The organism is Synechococcus sp. CC9605 (assembly GCF_000012625.1).
GTDB lineage: Bacteria > Cyanobacteriota > Cyanobacteriia > PCC-6307 > Cyanobiaceae > Parasynechococcus.
On record NC_007516.1, the window covers coordinates 1,728,148 to 1,742,907 of the forward strand.

At 59.2% G+C, this 14,760-nt stretch carries 19 protein-coding genes and 1 tRNA gene; 14 read left to right on the forward strand and 6 right to left on the reverse strand.

Annotated features, from left to right (window positions below):
* Positions 1–59 precede the first annotated feature (59 nt).
* A complete protein-coding gene (locus tag SYNCC9605_RS09525) occupies positions 60–1,523 on the forward strand; it encodes a flavin monoamine oxidase family protein (RefSeq protein ID WP_011364856.1) in 1,464 nt (487 codons plus the stop codon).
* Here the strand turns inward: SYNCC9605_RS09525 and SYNCC9605_RS15585 are convergent, their stop codons facing one another.
* The gene (locus SYNCC9605_RS15585; protein WP_257929136.1) at positions 1,524–1,646 is read right to left on the reverse strand and encodes a hypothetical protein; all 123 of its coding nucleotides are present in this window, start codon (positions 1,644–1,646) and stop codon (positions 1,524–1,526) included. It lies immediately after the preceding gene.
* A gap of 43 nt (positions 1,647–1,689) precedes the next feature.
* Here SYNCC9605_RS15585 and SYNCC9605_RS15815 point away from each other — a divergent pair, with 43 nt between their 5' ends.
* Positions 1,690–1,791, forward strand: coding sequence for a DUF1651 domain-containing protein (locus tag SYNCC9605_RS15815; protein ID WP_071813039.1), 102 nt, complete (start codon positions 1,690–1,692; stop codon positions 1,789–1,791).
* A gap of 18 nt (positions 1,792–1,809) precedes the next feature.
* On the opposite strand, the gene SYNCC9605_RS15820 is transcribed toward SYNCC9605_RS15815, so the two are convergent.
* The gene (locus SYNCC9605_RS15820; protein WP_374699864.1) at positions 1,810–1,920 is read right to left on the reverse strand and encodes a DUF4278 domain-containing protein; all 111 of its coding nucleotides are present in this window, start codon (positions 1,918–1,920) and stop codon (positions 1,810–1,812) included.
* 134 nt (positions 1,921–2,054) lie between these two features.
* On the opposite strand from SYNCC9605_RS15820, the gene SYNCC9605_RS09530 reads away from it, so the two are divergent.
* The 7 genes from SYNCC9605_RS09530 to SYNCC9605_RS09555 all read left to right on the forward strand — a co-directional run bounded on the left by SYNCC9605_RS09530 (position 2,055) and on the right by SYNCC9605_RS09555 (position 4,455).
* Positions 2,055–2,264, forward strand: a complete 210-nt coding sequence (locus SYNCC9605_RS09530; protein WP_041435052.1) for a hypothetical protein — start codon at positions 2,055–2,057, stop codon at positions 2,262–2,264.
* Between the two features lie 235 nt (positions 2,265–2,499).
* Positions 2,500–2,898 (forward strand): hypothetical protein, encoded by a 399-nt coding sequence (locus tag SYNCC9605_RS09535; protein WP_011364858.1) that lies wholly within the window; start codon positions 2,500–2,502, stop codon positions 2,896–2,898.
* Positions 2,899–3,152: 254 nt separating this feature from the next.
* Entirely contained in the window at positions 3,153–3,320 is a 168-nt protein-coding gene (locus SYNCC9605_RS15825; protein ID WP_156783097.1) for a DUF4278 domain-containing protein, read from the forward strand.
* 32 nt (positions 3,321–3,352) lie between these two features.
* Positions 3,353–3,589, forward strand: a complete 237-nt coding sequence (locus SYNCC9605_RS09540; RefSeq protein ID WP_041435055.1) for a hypothetical protein — start codon at positions 3,353–3,355, stop codon at positions 3,587–3,589.
* Between the two features lie 125 nt (positions 3,590–3,714).
* The gene (locus SYNCC9605_RS09545; protein WP_156783098.1) at positions 3,715–3,912 is read left to right on the forward strand and encodes a hypothetical protein; all 198 of its coding nucleotides are present in this window, start codon (positions 3,715–3,717) and stop codon (positions 3,910–3,912) included.
* An 8-nt stretch (positions 3,913–3,920) separates the two neighbouring features.
* Entirely contained in the window at positions 3,921–4,190 is a 270-nt protein-coding gene (locus SYNCC9605_RS09550; RefSeq protein WP_011364860.1) for a hypothetical protein, read from the forward strand.
* Positions 4,191–4,245: 55 nt separating this feature from the next.
* Entirely contained in the window at positions 4,246–4,455 is a 210-nt protein-coding gene (locus SYNCC9605_RS09555) for a hypothetical protein (protein WP_011364861.1), read from the forward strand.
* On the opposite strand, the gene pepN is transcribed toward SYNCC9605_RS09555, so the two are convergent.
* The 3 genes from pepN to SYNCC9605_RS09570 all read right to left on the reverse strand — a co-directional run bounded on the left by pepN (position 4,445) and on the right by SYNCC9605_RS09570 (position 8,332).
* Entirely contained in the window at positions 4,445–7,048 is a 2,604-nt protein-coding gene (gene pepN / locus SYNCC9605_RS09560; protein ID WP_011364862.1) for an aminopeptidase N, read from the reverse strand. The genes SYNCC9605_RS09555 and pepN overlap by 11 nt on opposite strands.
* 179 nt (positions 7,049–7,227) lie before the next feature.
* Positions 7,228–7,638 carry a hypothetical protein gene (locus SYNCC9605_RS09565; RefSeq protein ID WP_011364863.1) on the reverse strand — a complete coding sequence of 137 codons (411 nt, stop codon included), beginning with the start codon at positions 7,636–7,638 and terminating at the stop codon, positions 7,228–7,230.
* 94 nt (positions 7,639–7,732) lie between these two features.
* A complete protein-coding gene (locus SYNCC9605_RS09570; protein WP_011364864.1) occupies positions 7,733–8,332 on the reverse strand; it encodes a hypothetical protein in 600 nt (199 codons plus the stop codon).
* Between the two features lie 108 nt (positions 8,333–8,440).
* Here SYNCC9605_RS09570 and SYNCC9605_RS09575 point away from each other — a divergent pair, with 108 nt between their 5' ends.
* Together SYNCC9605_RS09575 and SYNCC9605_RS09580 are read left to right on the forward strand one after the other, a co-directional pair.
* Entirely contained in the window at positions 8,441–9,592 is a 1,152-nt protein-coding gene (locus tag SYNCC9605_RS09575) for a histidine kinase (protein WP_041435059.1), read from the forward strand.
* A gap of 47 nt (positions 9,593–9,639) precedes the next feature.
* A tRNA-Glu gene (locus SYNCC9605_RS09580) sits at positions 9,640–9,712 on the forward strand.
* A gap of 126 nt (positions 9,713–9,838) precedes the next feature.
* On the opposite strand, the gene SYNCC9605_RS09585 is transcribed toward SYNCC9605_RS09580, so the two are convergent.
* Entirely contained in the window at positions 9,839–10,360 is a 522-nt protein-coding gene (locus SYNCC9605_RS09585) for an SRPBCC family protein (protein ID WP_011364866.1), read from the reverse strand.
* Positions 10,361–10,521: 161 nt separating this feature from the next.
* On the opposite strand from SYNCC9605_RS09585, the gene SYNCC9605_RS09590 reads away from it, so the two are divergent.
* The 3 genes from SYNCC9605_RS09590 to SYNCC9605_RS09600 all read left to right on the forward strand — a co-directional run bounded on the left by SYNCC9605_RS09590 (position 10,522) and on the right by SYNCC9605_RS09600 (position 14,749).
* A complete protein-coding gene (locus SYNCC9605_RS09590; protein ID WP_011364867.1) occupies positions 10,522–11,712 on the forward strand; it encodes an FAD-binding oxidoreductase in 1,191 nt (396 codons plus the stop codon).
* A gap of 168 nt (positions 11,713–11,880) precedes the next feature.
* Positions 11,881–13,404: a glucose-6-phosphate dehydrogenase gene (gene zwf / locus SYNCC9605_RS09595; RefSeq protein WP_011364868.1), complete on the forward strand. Its 1,524-nt coding sequence runs from the start codon at positions 11,881–11,883 to the stop codon at positions 13,402–13,404.
* Between the two features lie 58 nt (positions 13,405–13,462).
* On the forward strand, positions 13,463–14,749 hold the full coding sequence (locus SYNCC9605_RS09600; protein ID WP_011364869.1) for a glucose-6-phosphate dehydrogenase assembly protein OpcA: 1,287 nt from the start codon (positions 13,463–13,465) through the stop codon (positions 14,747–14,749).
* The last annotated feature ends 11 nt before the right edge of the window (positions 14,750–14,760 follow it).

Here is a 14,760-nt window from a genome sequence, read left to right on the forward strand (position 1 = left end):
TCTGTCCTCCACCGGTATTGCGATCGGCGGATTGATCGCTGGCAGTTGCGTAAGTGCGCATGCAGCATCTGCTGAAAACAATTCAGACCCCTATTGGCAAAATACCTGACATGATTGACGTTATTGTTGTAGGCGCTGGTGTTTCAGGTCTTACGGCAGCGCGCCGCATAGCTCAAGACAGCCGCGATGTGCTTGTACTTGAGGCTCAAGAAAGGATTGGCGGGCGACTCCATCGAGTCGAGGTTGGGCATGAAGGGCGTAGGGCCCTTGGTGCAGCACCCGGTTGGGTTGATCTCGGAGGTCAGTGGGCAGGCCTCACCCAAACCAAAACAATTGAGTATGCGCGCAAGCTGAACATTCCCACCTTTCCGGTGCCGGTTGGTGGCAAGGACACGTTCCTCTATGACGGTCGACTAAGTCGGCACAACCATGCTTGGCCATCGACCCCGTACAACGCCAAAGAGCTGAAGAGCGACTGGCCCGACCTGAAAATACCGAAAGAGCAGCGTGATGACGTCGTTGCCACTTGGCAAAAGATCGAGGCCCTGGCGGCAACGATTGACCCCGCTGCGCCATGGACCCATCCAGAAGCGCGCGCTCTTGACACGATGACTATCACCACATGGTTGGAGCGCAATGCCCTCACACCGATGGCGGCCTGGTGGGTCGATGTCATTGCGCGCAACTGGGGGGGTAACGGCGCTTTTGAATCGGGCTCGGCGTCAATGCTGCATTTCGCCTGGGCGCAGCGCGTGTCGCCGCAGAGTCAAACGCCTGAAGCGTTGCTGTTCGACGGTGGGGCTGGGCAGTTCCCGTCGCGGCTTGCAGAGGCGTTGCCCCCTGAGGCGATTCGTACGAGCGAGCCGGTGTTGTTTATCCAGCACACCAGCTCAGGTGTGACGGTGACAACGCCCAAGGGGACGTACCGCGGTCGAGCCGTCATTGTCGCGATGCCGCCGCATCTCACTGGACGTATTCATTACGACCCGCCGCTGCCGGCGGCACGTGACCAGCTGACCCAGCGCTCGCCCATGGGGGCCATCATCAAGGCGCTTGTCGTTTACGACTCGCCCTGGTGGCGTGCAGGAGACCTCTCTGGAAACGCTATTGGAAATCTTGATGCAATTGAGCTGGTTCCCGATTCGACCAACCCACGGCCCGGAAGCCCTGGCGTGTTGGCCACCTTTTTGACCGGCGAGGCGGCGACGCGATACGGCGCTGCCCCTGAGTCTGAGCGCCAAGATGCCTTGTTGGCTGATCTGGCAACCCTATTGGGGCCCATGGCCCGTAGTGGCGTTCTCGAATATCACGAATGGAACTGGCCCGCGAACCCCTGGGTAGGTGGAGCCTACTCAACCTTTTACACCCCCGGCACTTGGACCCAGTTCGGCAAGCATTTGCGCGAACCGGTGGGTCGCATTTTCTGGGCAGGAACCGAAGTCAGTACAGCGTGGCCGGGCTATATCCACGGTGCCCTACACGCGGGTGAACAGTCTGCTGAGGCGGTTACGGCCGTTTTGTAGTCATTCATTGCTGTGCCTGCTGTTGTTGTGCCTGCCACCGCTTGAAGGTTTCGGGTCGTTGGCTTGAAGGACTGCCACCAGTTCCCCCATCAAGAACAGGGCAATGCGTGTATCGCGGGTCATCGGTAAAACGTGACTGCCATGAGCGTTCCCCCCTCGCCCACCCGTGCTGCAAACCCGTAGGAAAATACTCAGGCACAACGCCGTGGCGGCCTGGGACAAGATTCTGAAAACAGGCTGGCGGCGGTGCTCACCGCCAGTGCGGTGAGCAACAAATTCACCCGGTCTAGAGCTTTTTCACGTAAGCAACGCCTCGATACGTGAGGCTCACAGATTTATTGACCGCCATCTGCGCCTGCAGTCGATTGAGGATGTACTCCCCTCTCCTGTACTGCATGAGGTGGATGAGCTCAGAACGTTCAGCGACCAAGGCTCACCACCCGGAAAGCGTGATGAAAGCATCGATTCGCCGGATCAAATCTTTAGCTCAATTGAAGCTCCAGCTGGTCCATCGAGCGCTGGTCGCAGCTGGTGAATCAGTCCATTGCCTGGGCAAGACTTTCAGGTGGATCGTTCCAATGCTTCGGCACCACCGACAGCAACCTGTTGCTTCCGGGGTGCTTCACCGGTCTCTCCGGAATCGGCCTGGCACTGTTGGACCAGGTGAACCGTGATGATCGTTTGCAGTCCGTGTTGTCGACAGGACTGCTCTCACCATCTAGGGCGGTGGTGAACGCCTGATTGTTCGGCCAGACCAACAAGGGCCGCACCACCAATCCCCCGCAGGAGAAGCTGGGTGGCGAGGGTTGGCTTGTGAGCGCTTAGCAACAGCTGCTTTGTCGGTTCAAAGTCGACTCAGCAACGGTCAAGGCGCTGTGAGTGTTACGGAATCATCCCGACGGCAGACACCCACAGCCGAGGTCTTTGATGGCGCTTGCGCGCCGCCTGAGAGACTCAAATCAAAGGAAGGAGGCAGGTGGGCAAGAAATCTGGCTTCACAAGTGCCGAGATCGAGGAAATCAAACGTCTCTATCTGCAGGAAGGGCGATCGATCCTCCAGATCCCCAAGATCCTGGGCAAAGGCAGTGAAAACTCCGTGCGCAACGCCCTGCACAAAGCCCGGGTCAAGCATGCCCCGGAGGAACGCACCAAGCTGGAACGTTTCAAGCCAGAGCAAGTTTTTGGCAAAGTGACGCTCTTAAAGCGACTCAACAAAGCCAAGAAACTGAAGTTCCATGCCCGCTGCTCCTGCGGCTACGAATTTAATGTGGATCCATTCCGGCTGACGCTGCCGGAACACCACAAGGACAGAATTTCTGCTTGCCAACGCTGCAGCAAAGCGCAAACAGAGGAACGCTCCAAGCCTCAAAGCTGAACAAATCAATCAAAAAAGTTCAACGGCACAAGCAACATAAACAAAATATTTCAATCACTTCACAACAACTAAAATAAGATTCCGTCAACCACATCAAACCCCTTTTCCTTTCAGAGCAAGGGAGGAGGGCAAAGCTTGTATCAAGCCGATGCGGCTTTAACAATGGCTAAAGAGCAAGGTATCCAGTGGAACCTTGCGGCCCTTTTGTAGCGGCCGTAAAACACAGAAAGTTTTTATTCTTCCCTATTTACTCCATGGAACTCACTTTCCTGGGCAACAAATATTCAAAGACAGAAGGAGTATCTGCGAGGCCCACAATTCAACTGAAATATATGGGGAAAAGCTATCGCGCTGAGCAAATCCAAGCTCTTCGCAATTCCGTTGCTCTGACCTACCGCGGCGTCTCTTACTCAAAAAACTGAGAAGCCTTGGGCTTGGCCGGCAAAATGGCGTGATGAGACTTCTGATCACAGCCCTGATCGCATCCAGCGCATTGGCCTTGCCGGCAAAAAGTGCGGAACCGATCCCCCTGGTGGTGGTCCCCTTTGATGCCTCATGGGGATCACGCCGTCTTCCCGTCCAGCCCGCAGCGTTGTTGCCGCCACCTCCAGTGCCAGAGGTCAAACAAAGCAGCGAGGCCAGGGCTGAACCAAAACCGCGACGCCAACGCTGGTGCCGGGGCGGCTGTTGAACGCAGTAGCTGCTGAACGCAGTGCCTGATGAAATCACTACGGCTGTCAGCTGGCCTCGCTCTGTGTAAACCGAAGTGAGATGCACTTCCATCGGGCGCCAAATATGCGGCATGCGGCTCTGTTAATGGCCAGCCTCCTATTGGCATCCACGGCCCTTGCGGGCGGCAAGCGGGCCACAGCCCAAGGGCCTTCCGAGCAGTTCGCCACTGCCGAGGCGATGCGGGTGATCCCAAAAGGGGCAACGATCACCGACACACACTGCAAAAGCATTGATGTGGGAGCCAGCAGTCGCTATCAGTGCACCATCACCTACAGCCCATGAGCTGATTGATGAAAGGTTGGCGTGCTGCGTGTTGGACCTTGATCCTGTTGGGAATTCCGTCCGCGGGGCGCGCCGAATTTGATCAGTGTCGCTTGATCGATCAGGTGCTGAATCGCCTGGGCAACGCCATGGCGATCAATCGGTTGATCATTGCGGAAGGCAATGACAGCAGTGCCGTTGCTGCCGCCAGTGAAACTCTGGCCCAACAGAACGAGAGCTACCGTCGCACCAAGCGACAACGCGCCAAAGCCGGCTGTGATGGCTGGGGACGGGAATAACTACCTGACTGGCTAACTGACTCCAGGCAAGCTGGTGAAACCTGATTGAGAGATCTTGGCCGTCACCGTCTGCCAGAACTGCGGAAGCCGACGGTTTCGTTCCGACCGATCGATGGGCGGTCGTCTGGTCTGTCAAGACTGCGGCACTCCAGCTGGAAGCCGAGCTATCCGTGCAACGCCCCGGAGCACCCGACGCAACAATGGAAAGCTCTGGTTGGTGATCCTGCTGATCGCGGTGATCGTTCTGGTAGTGGTCACGTCGTGAGCAGCTGCACGACCTCGGCCGTATTCGCCGACAAGGGCTTGGCGGCCAACTGGTCGATGGCCTGACGCATGACCGATTGCCGCTCGGGGCCGTAACTGGCGCAGCGGCTAAACACCTTGGCCATCCGTGACGCGGTGATCGGATTGCGGGAATCGACCGCTGCAATCTGCTCCGCCATGAATCGGTAACCACTGCCATCGGCGGCATGAAATGCCTGAACATTGGCGGTGAATCCACCGAGAACAGCGCGAAGGGAATTGGGCGCCAGGGAATCGAAGTGCGGATGGTCCAACAGCTGTTGAACCCGCTCCAAGGCGTTGGGTCTGGGGGCTGATGCCTCCATCGCAAACCAGGCATCCAGGATCACGGGCTTGTCTTGCCAACGCTCGTAGAACAGGGCCATCGCCTGCTCACGCTCAGCGCTCTCCTGCGGCAGCAAGGCCCGCAAGGCTCCCCGCGCCAGGGTCATCGAGGGGCCGGACACCGCCGCCAAGGCGTCCGCTTGCACCGTGTCATCGCCCGCCGCAGCAAGCCAGCGCCAGGCCAAGGCCGTCAGGGCACGGCCGCCCTGGCCAGCCGGCCAAGCCAGGGTCCAGTCAGTCCGGGCCAGCTCCAGGAGTCGTCGCAAGGACGACTGCAATTGAACGCCCAGCTCCTGGGTCCACGCCCGGAAGGCTTGATCCAGCGCCAGCGGATCCACCGGAGATTGCAACGCCTCCAGTTCCGCCATTCCCGGCAGCGCCAGCAGCGCCGCCAGGCCCATGCCATCACCACCGTCGTAGGCGCAGATCCGCTGATCGAGGGCCTGAATCAATGCCGCCTCCACCGCAGGCTTCGGCTCGTTTTCAGCCCGCGCCAAAAGTACCTGGCGTGCCAGGCGCTGGGCAGCATCCCAGCGACAGAAGGAGTCATCGTCGGAAGCCAACAGCTGCAGGCACTCCTCCAGCGGCTGCTCGAGACGCACGTGCACCGGCGCCGAGAAGCGGCGGAGCACCGAAAGGGCAGGAGGGGTGTCGCCCGGCTGACCCTGCAGGGTGATGCTGGCGCGCTCATCCTCCATCACCAGCAGCTGCTCGTCACCAACACGGCCCTGCTCATTCACCAGGGCCATGGCAACCGGCAGCACCAGGGGCTGTTTGTCCGCTTGTCCCGGCGTCGGAGGGGTCGCCTGGTGCAAGTCGACCGTCAGCTGACCCGATTCAGGGTTCCACTGACGATCAATGCTGAGTTCCGGAGTTCCTGCCTGGTAATACCAGCGTTTGAAGCGTTCCAGATCAAAGCCAAGGGGCTCGCACTGACTGGTGGCACCATCAGCAATCGCCTGAACGAAGTCCTCCGTCGTGGCGGCCGTGCCATCGAAACGTTGCACGTAAACCTCCATTCCCTTCATGAACCGCTCCGGTCCAAGCAGGGTGTGCAGCATGCGTATCAACTCTGCACCTTTTTCATAGATGGTTGTTGTGTAGAAGTTATCGATGGCCTGGTATTCCGCTGGCTTCACAGGGTGGGCCGTTGGGCCAGCATCCTCACGGAATTGGGTGTTGCGCAACATCGCAACATCCTCAATGCGTTTGACCGCTTTGGAATGCAGATCCGCGGTAAAGCATTGATCACGGAACACCGTCAGACCCTCTTTAAGCGATAGCTGGAACCAATCCCGGCAGGTGATGCGATTTCCGCTCCAGTTGTGAAAGTATTCATGAGCAATCACACTTTCGATGCGTTCAAGCTCAGCATCGGTGGCTGTTTCCGCATCAGCAAGAACAAGCTTTGAGTTGAAAATATTCAGACTCTTGTTCTCCATCGCGCCCATGTTGAAGTGACGGACAGCGACGATGTTGTATTCATCAAGGTCGTATTCAAGGTTGTAAACAGACTCGTCCCATTGCATGGATCGCTTCAACGAAGCCATGGCGTGGGCCGTGAAGGGTTCATCCCCCTCCTCCACGTGCAATCGCAGGGTGACCTGCCGGCCCGATGCCGTTGTGTAGTGATCACGAATTTCCCTGAGATCTCCAGCCACCAGGGCAAACAGATAGGAGGGCTTGGGGAAGGGGTCGTCCCAAGTGACCGCATGACGATCAGCGCCAACGGATTCCTCACGTACGGCATTGCCATTGCTCAGCAGCACAGGGCAGCTGCTGCGGCTGGCCTCAATCCGCACCTGCCACCGGCTCAGCACATCCGGACGATCGGGGTGAAGGCTGATGCGCCGGAACCCCTCGGCCTCGCACTGGGTGCTAAGCAGACCACCACTGGCGTACAAGCCTTCGAGGGAACTGTTGGAGTAGGGATCCAGGCGGCAACGGGTCTCGAGCACAAACGGCTGGCCCGGCACGTTGGGGATGACGAGACGTCCGTCGGTGAAGCTGTAATCCTCGGGCTGCAATGGGTCCTGGTCGATCACCAGGGATTCGATGGCCAGATCGACGCCGCAAAGCTCCAGAGGCTCACCAGGACGACGCGGTTCAAGGCTCAGCTTAGACACAACGACGACATGGTCGTCTTGGATTGTCACGTCCAGGGCGATGGTTGGGAGCTCAAAAGCCCATGGCGTGTAGTCCGCCAGTCGAATCGAAGAAGCAGCATTCATGGCCTAACGACACGAGCACCGGGTGATCCTGACGGATGAGCCTCAAAACCGGGATGTTTCTGCCGGGGTGTTTCTGCCAAAAAGCCAGTTTTCCAACGGCAGCAGACCACAGAATAAATGACAAAAAAACGCCTGACCTAATCGGACAGACGTTCAAAGGAATGAAGAGCGAGGAGAAATTATCTTTTGGAGGGCTTCAACGAGGCAGCAGCTTTCTCAAAGCGTTCTTTTTCTTTTGCGGGGACTGATTTAGGGCAGAACTTCAGGGCTCCCCCAACAATCATGAAACCGGCATTGTTGAGAAACTGCTTCTCAGGCAAGGGGTCTTTGTAGCCAGGGAGCAGACCGCCATGCTTGCCGTAAATCACGTGCAACTGACCCGCAAGGGCAACCGCCAAAGACTTGTTGAAGTCGATCTTCTGCGCCCTTGCCTCACAGAAGGTGGCGATCGACATCACGCCGTAGGTGTTGACCTCCATGGCTGTGGCAGGAGTGAACTTGTCCTTGGAGGCCTGAGCCAGAGCCGTAGCCGTTGACAGCAAGGGGGCTGCCAACAAAAGAGCCGCGACAGCAAATGGACGACGAATCACCTTGGTACCCGGGCAGCTTCAATTTTCCGAAACTTACCGCCCAAGCCAAGGTCGCACGAGGGCTAGGCGCGGTTGTTGAACTGGGCCATCAGCACTATGGCGACGTGTAGTCGTCCTCGATCAGCGGCAGGGGATCGGACATTCGAATCTCATGGTGGTGCTCCACGATCGAGAGATCACCGTTCTCCCAGCTGTAGATGGCGCGGTAGCGGTAGCGGTCCTGATCGACAAGGCGAATGTGCTCAAGGATGTCCCACTGCTGGTAGTGGGATTCGAGGATAGTTTCGTGCTCATCCACCTGACGCAGCCGGGTGCGCACCGGGTCTCCCGTCAAATAACCACGACTTCTCTGGAGTTGATGGCCCCACAACGTGGCTTCCATCACGCCACTGCGCTCAAACCAAGGCTTGCGGGCAAAAAATTCATCCGAATGCTGGTCTTCCTGGTCAGACCACCAGCTGAAGCGATAGCGGCTCTCACCCACCTCGGGGTGTGCGAACGCCTCCATTTTCAGGTGCATATCCAGGTGGAGAACCTGATCGTCGCTAAAGGTGTATTGCCGCCGGGAACGCCACAAGCCCAGATTGCGGCTGAACCAGCGGCGCAGGTTGCTATCGACCTGAATCGAAGGCTGGGCAGCCTCTCCGCCGGGAACGGTCAGAGGAACACGGTTTTGCGCGGAAAAAAGCGACATGGACCGCGTCAATGACGCAACGGAGTGTTCCTGTTCGTCTTAGCGCTGCTGGCGGTGCAGTCAAAAACCCATAAGGTAAGTATCGGTTTTTGCTGTCTTGCAGTCAGCGTGGTCAAGGACGCTCCCAAGACACGTCAACCGTTGAAGCTATTGCTCGTAGCAGCACGACATCACCTGTCGGGTCAGGACCTCCGTGCCCTGGTTCAGTTCCTGGAACGAGAAGACCTGGGCTTCGAAGTCACGCTGCAGGTGGCCGATCCTTCACAGCAACCCGAACTGCTTGAGCTGCATCGCCTCGTGGTGACGCCAGCCCTGATCAAACTCTCACCGAACCCCAAACAGGTGTTTGCGGGAAGCAACATCCTTCAGCAACTCAAAGGATGGGTTCCCCGCTGGAAACAGGATGGTGTGGTGAGCGGCCTTGGCCTCAGCCTCAGACCGACCGAACTGGATGGAAGCCGCACCCAGAAGGAACTCCAGCTGGAAGATCAGCTGCTGGTGCTGCGTCAGGAGAACGAGACGCTGATCGATCGCGTCAGTGCCCAGGAACGCCTGTTGCGCATGGTGGCCCATGAACTGCGCACCCCACTCACGGCAGCAGCGCTGGCCCTTCAAAGCCAGAAGCTGGGCCAGATCGACATGGATCGCTTTCAGGATGTGATCACCCGCCGCCTGGAAGAGATGGAGGCACTCTCGAAGGATTTGCTGGAGGTGGGCACCACCCGGTGGGAAACCCTGTTCAATCCGCAGCGACTTGATCTGGCCAGCGTTTCAGCCGAAGTGATCCTCGAGCTTGAAAAATTGTGGCTGGGTCGCAACGTCGAAATCCAAACCGACATTCCCGCGGACCTTCCCAAGGTCTTCGCAGATCAGCGCCGCATGCGCCAAGTGCTGCTGAATCTGCTCGAAAACGCCCTGAAATACACCAACGACGGCGGGCACATTTCGCTCACGATGCTGCACCGCACCAGTCAGCGGGTGGAAGTGAGCGTTTGCGACAGCGGCCCGGGCATTCCAGAAACGGAACAGCAGCGGATTTTCCTGGATCGGGTGCGGCTGCCGCAAACCTCCGACCAAACCACCGGCTACGGAGTGGGGCTGTCTGTTTGTCGACGCATCGTCGAAGTGCACGGCGGCAAGATCTGGGTGGTTTCGGACCCAGGCGAAGGCGCCTGCTTCACCTTCACGGTGCCGATCTGGCAAGGACAAGGTGTCGAATGGGGTCAAGCTGTCTTGACGGAGGGTCCGACCAAGCCCTAGTGTTCACAAGTGATCAGGAGCACAGACAGCTCGCTGGTTACGGCCTCGCCCCCATCGTCTAGAGGCCTAGGACACCTCCCTTTCACGGAGGCGACAGGGGTTCGAATCCCCTTGGGGGTATGACGTCATCTCCAGACCTGTTTTGGTGATGAATTGAGTAGCAATTCAACCGTTTTGCGAGTCTTTCAGGCCCCGGTTCACACATCAATTGAAGGCGCTTTTAACTGCTGCGCCCTTGCTGCTCGTTCAGCTGTTTCTGCGGTGTGCTTCCTGCACAACGGCGTTGAGGTTGCTGGAGAGATCGTCCCGCAGCCGTTCCTCGATCAGACCGATGGGCATGCCTAGACAGCCTTGAACCGTCAGTTCATAAAGCAGTGAGCTGCCATCGGGGCGCTGACGGATCTGCCAGGACCCTTCAAAACGTCGGAAATCACCTTTCACCATGAGGAACTTCAGCAGTCCGTCCTGTCGGTATTCCGTCAGCTCCAACTGAACCTGGGCTGAGAAGCGAAGACCTAGCAGCTGCTGACTGCCCACCTGTTGAAGACGCACCGTCTGACCCTGGCGCTGGATCAACTCGCTGGTGCTGAGGTTGGGGATGAACTGGGAGAGATTCTCGTAATCCGTCAGCACATCCCAGAGCAGCTGAACGGGCAGTGAGGATTTGAGTTCAGCTGCCAGACGCCTAGTCCCCTGGGGCAGACGCTCCATGGTCTGCTCAATCGCAGTCCGTGAATCTGCGGAGGTTTGAAGCCCTCGTCCAAACATTGTCTGGGGGAAAACCAAAAGAGACGCCGAGATGAGAGGCCGAACCTGAGGATTTTAAGGAGGTCGCCTGGATCACATCAGATTCTGTTCCGAACAGCAACCTTTTTGTGTGAAATCAAAGGCCACGCCTATAGTCGCGCCACCAAAGGCAGGTGATTTCAATGCGGGTGTCCAATGCAGCGACAGAGCACTGCAATGAGGCTCTCTTCACTGTCGTGGCAAGTGGTCCCCATGTCGGTTCACAACCGTCTGTGGTTCAGACCTACACCGTTGGGATGAACCAGTTTTCCGCACTTTTCAAACGACTGGGTGCATCTGGCGCCAAAATTCTGTCTGTGAACGGTGTGGAAGTAGAGCGACAAGCCTCTCCCGTTGCCACCACCCCGGCACCTGCCAAAAAAACCGCCAAAAAACCCGCCAAGAAAGCCGTGACGTCAACTGCCCCGAAGAAAAAGCCCCACGCCGACGTTCCGGTCAACACCTACAAGCCCAAAACACCGTTCATGGGCACGGTCACCGGGAACTACTCCCTGCTTAAGGACGGTGCGATCGGCCGTGTGCAGCACATCACCTTTGATCTGGCCGGCGGCGAGCCGCAGCTGAAATACATCGAAGGCCAGAGCATCGGCATCATTCCCGAAGGTGAAGACGCCAACGGCAAGCCCCACAAGTTGCGCTTGTACTCCATCGCCAGCACCCGCCACGGCGACAACCTGGAAGGCAACACCGTCTCCCTTTGCGTTCGCCAGCTCGAGTACAAGAACGACGCCGGTGAGCAGATCTACGGCGTCTGCTCCACCTACCTCTGCGACATCGAACCCGGCACCAAGGTGAAGATCACCGGGCCTGTCGGTAAGGAGATGCTTCTCCCTGACGACGAGGACGCCAACATCATCATGCTGGCGACGGGTACGGGCATCGCTCCGATGCGCACCTACCTGCGCCGCATGTTCGAGCCCCGCGAACAGGAGGCCAACGGCTATAAATTCCGCGGCAAAGCCTGGCTGTTCATGGGCGCACCCAAAACCGCCAACCTGCTCTACGACGAGGACTTCCTCCATTACGAGAAGGAGTATCCCGACAACTTCCGCTACACGAAGGCAATCAGCCGGGAACAGCAGAACGCCAAGGGCGGCCGGATGTACATCCAGGACCGCGTTTTGGAGCACGCTGAAGAGATCTTCGCGATGATCGAAGACCCCAAAACCCACGTGTACATGTGCGGTCTGCGCGGCATGGAGCCGGGCATCGACGAAGCCATGACAGCCGCCGCGGCCGCCAAGGGTCTCGACTGGGCAGAACTGCGTCCCCAGCTCAAAAAGGCCGACCGCTGGCACGTGGAAACCTATTGATCGATCCAGCGCTGATCAATCAGCCATCAATCGTTTGCAGTCCACCCCTTTGGGTGGACTTTTTTTTGGGTTGGCAACAAACGCTGAAACCAACACGGAAACAAAGCGGCGAGTCCATGTCTGTTGCCGGTTCCGTGCCTAAACCAGCGTCAGAAGCCTGGACACTCCATGGTTGCCACGATGACGAACCCCCTAAGGGTTGGACTGCGTCAGGAGCGCGTGATCGCGCCGCAGTGTCTGGTGATCTTCGGCGCCAGCGGTGATCTGACCCACCGCAAACTGGTGCCAGCCCTGTTTGAACTGTTCAAGCAACGGCGTCTGCCCAGTGAGTTCGCCCTGCTGGGCTGTGCGCGACGGCCGTGGAGTGACGAGGAGTTCCGCGGAAAGATGGCGGAGGCACTCGCCAGCACGATCGAGGACGATCCCCAGGCCTGGGAGCAGTTCGTCGGCAAACTGTTCTACGAACCCGTCGACCTTCAACAACCACAGGATGTGGTGCGGCTGGGCACACGGCTGGAGCAGATCGATCAACAGTGCGCCACCCGCGGCAACCGCACCTTCTATCTCTCCGTTTCCCCCAAGTTCTATGGCAGTGGCTGCCGTTCACTGGCCGACGCTGGCCTGTTGAAGGACCCCAAACGTAGCCGCGTGGTGATCGAAAAACCCTTCGGACGCGACTACGGCAGTGCCCAGGCCCTCAATCGGGTGGTGCAGGCCTGCGGTCAGGAGAACCAGATCTTTCGCATCGACCACTACCTGGGCAAGGAAACCGTCCAGAACATCATGGTTCTGCGCTTTGCCAACACGATCTTCGAGCCGATCTGGAACCGCAATTACATCTCCAGTGTTCAGATCACCGCCGCTGAAACGGTTGGCGTGGAGGAAAGAGCCGGGTACTACGAATCGGCCGGTGCCCTGCGGGACATGGTGCAGAACCACCTGACCCAGATGCTGGCGATCACCGCCATGGAACCGCCAGGGCGCTTTGACCCAGAAGCTATCCGCAACGAAAAAGCCAAGGTGCTGCAGGCCGCTCGCCTGGCCGATGAACTCGAACCCTGGAACTGCTGCATCCGCGGCCAGTACGGACCCGGGGGTTCAGCCGAATCGCCCCTGGCCGGATACCGCCATGAACCCGGTGTGGATCCCAACAGCACCACCGAGACCTACGTGGCGATGAAGCTGTTCATCGACAACTGGCGCTGGCAGGGGGTTCCGTTCTATGTACGCACCGGCAAACGCCTGGCCAAACGCACGAGCGAGGTGGTGCTCACCTTCCGTGAAGCACCGGTGCATCTGTTTGATGCAGCAACCGGGGGACCCACTGCCAATCAACTGATCCTGCGCATCCAGCCCGATGAAGGGGCTGAATTCCGCTTCGAGGTGAAGTCACCCGGATCTGGCATGCGAAGCCGCCCCATCGACATGGAGTTCTCCTACGACGAATCCTTCGGGGAGCCCTCCGATGAGGGCTATGTGCGGCTTCTGGCTGACGCCATGCTCAGCGACCCCACCCTGTTCACCCGCAGCGATGAGGTGGAAGCGGCGTGGCGGCTCTACACCCCGCTGCTGGAACTGATCGAAGACAGCCCCTGGCAGCTGCCGGTTCATCCCTACGAATCCCGCACCTGGGGACCGGCCGCCGCGGATGCCCTGCTGGCGAAAGACGGACTCCTGTGGCGACGCCCCTGACCGCGCGCACGTTCCAAGCCCTGGTTCTTAGCTCTCCACGTCTCGTTCATCCGTCACCATGTCCCCTCAGCTCACCCTGCAAACCCCCCTGGAACTAGCACCTGCGGAGGTGCCCCACTACCTCGAACAGCTCTGGTCCCCAGAGCAGCAGGGCAGCACGGGCACAGGGGCCAACACCTTCTGCCTGCTGATCTGGCAGCCCGCCTGGGCCGAGCAGCAATTAATCCGCAGTGGTCGCCTGTCGGGGCCGATCACCGGACAGCAGTCCGCCCCCTTGATTGCTGCGGGACGCCAGGCGGTGCTGGATGCCGACCTTCCACTCAGCACGCCGCCCCTGGATGGGACCGTGGTGAAGGCGGTGGCTGATTTTCAGGGACAGGCCAGTGTGGAAGACCTGCGTGGGCAGTACATCGATCCAGCCTTGAGCGCGCTGATGCCGCGACGCCTGATCACCCTGGCGCCAACCATCGATGCGGGGCAGCCCCTCGAAACACTCGTGGCCGCCTACTGCCCACTGCCTGAGGAAGGGGGCGGTACCGCCGCCTGCGGCGATGTTGTGGTTCTGCGGGGCGGCCATGGCGCCTTGGGCGAGGGCCTGTCGATCCTGGAACCCTTGCTGCCGGCATCGATGCCCGCCTGGGTCTGGTGGAACGGCTGCATCGACGAAGCACCTGAGCTGATGCAGAGGCTCACCGGCGCACCACGGCGCCTGATCATCGACACCGCTCTGGGGGATCCCCATCAGTGCCTTGAACTGCTGCGCAAACGCGTGGAGAGCGGTCAGGCGGTGAACGATCTCAACTGGCTGCGCCTGCGCAGCTGGCGCGAGACCCTCGCCATGGTGTTCGACCCGCCGCAACGGAGGGATGCCCTCAGCCACATCACCCGCCTCGACATCGATGTGGAGGGGCATCACCCCGCCCAGGGGCTGCTGCTGGCCGCCTGGATCGCCGATCGACTGGGCTGGACGTTGGTGTCGACCGCTGCGGTCGAGAACGGCACCACCGCGCTGTTCAAGCGTTCTGATGGCACCGAGGTGAGTTTTCAACTGATGGCCGTACCAACAGCTCAGCCCAACGTGCACGCCGGCCAGATAGTGGGACTACGGCTGATTGCCGAACCAGAGAACGGGGAAGGCGTGTGCGTGATTCTCTGCGCTGACTCGGGGGTTTGCATGCGTTTGGAGGGGGGAGGCATGGCCAACCTCGAGCTGCATGAGGAAGTGGTTCCGGTCCAGCACGACACCCCCGAAATGGATGTCGCCCGTCTGCTGGGGGGCGGTCACGACAGCACCAACCCCTTGTTGGCCGCGGCAGCTCCGCTGGCTGCAAGGCTGCTGGGCTGAGTCGCATCTAA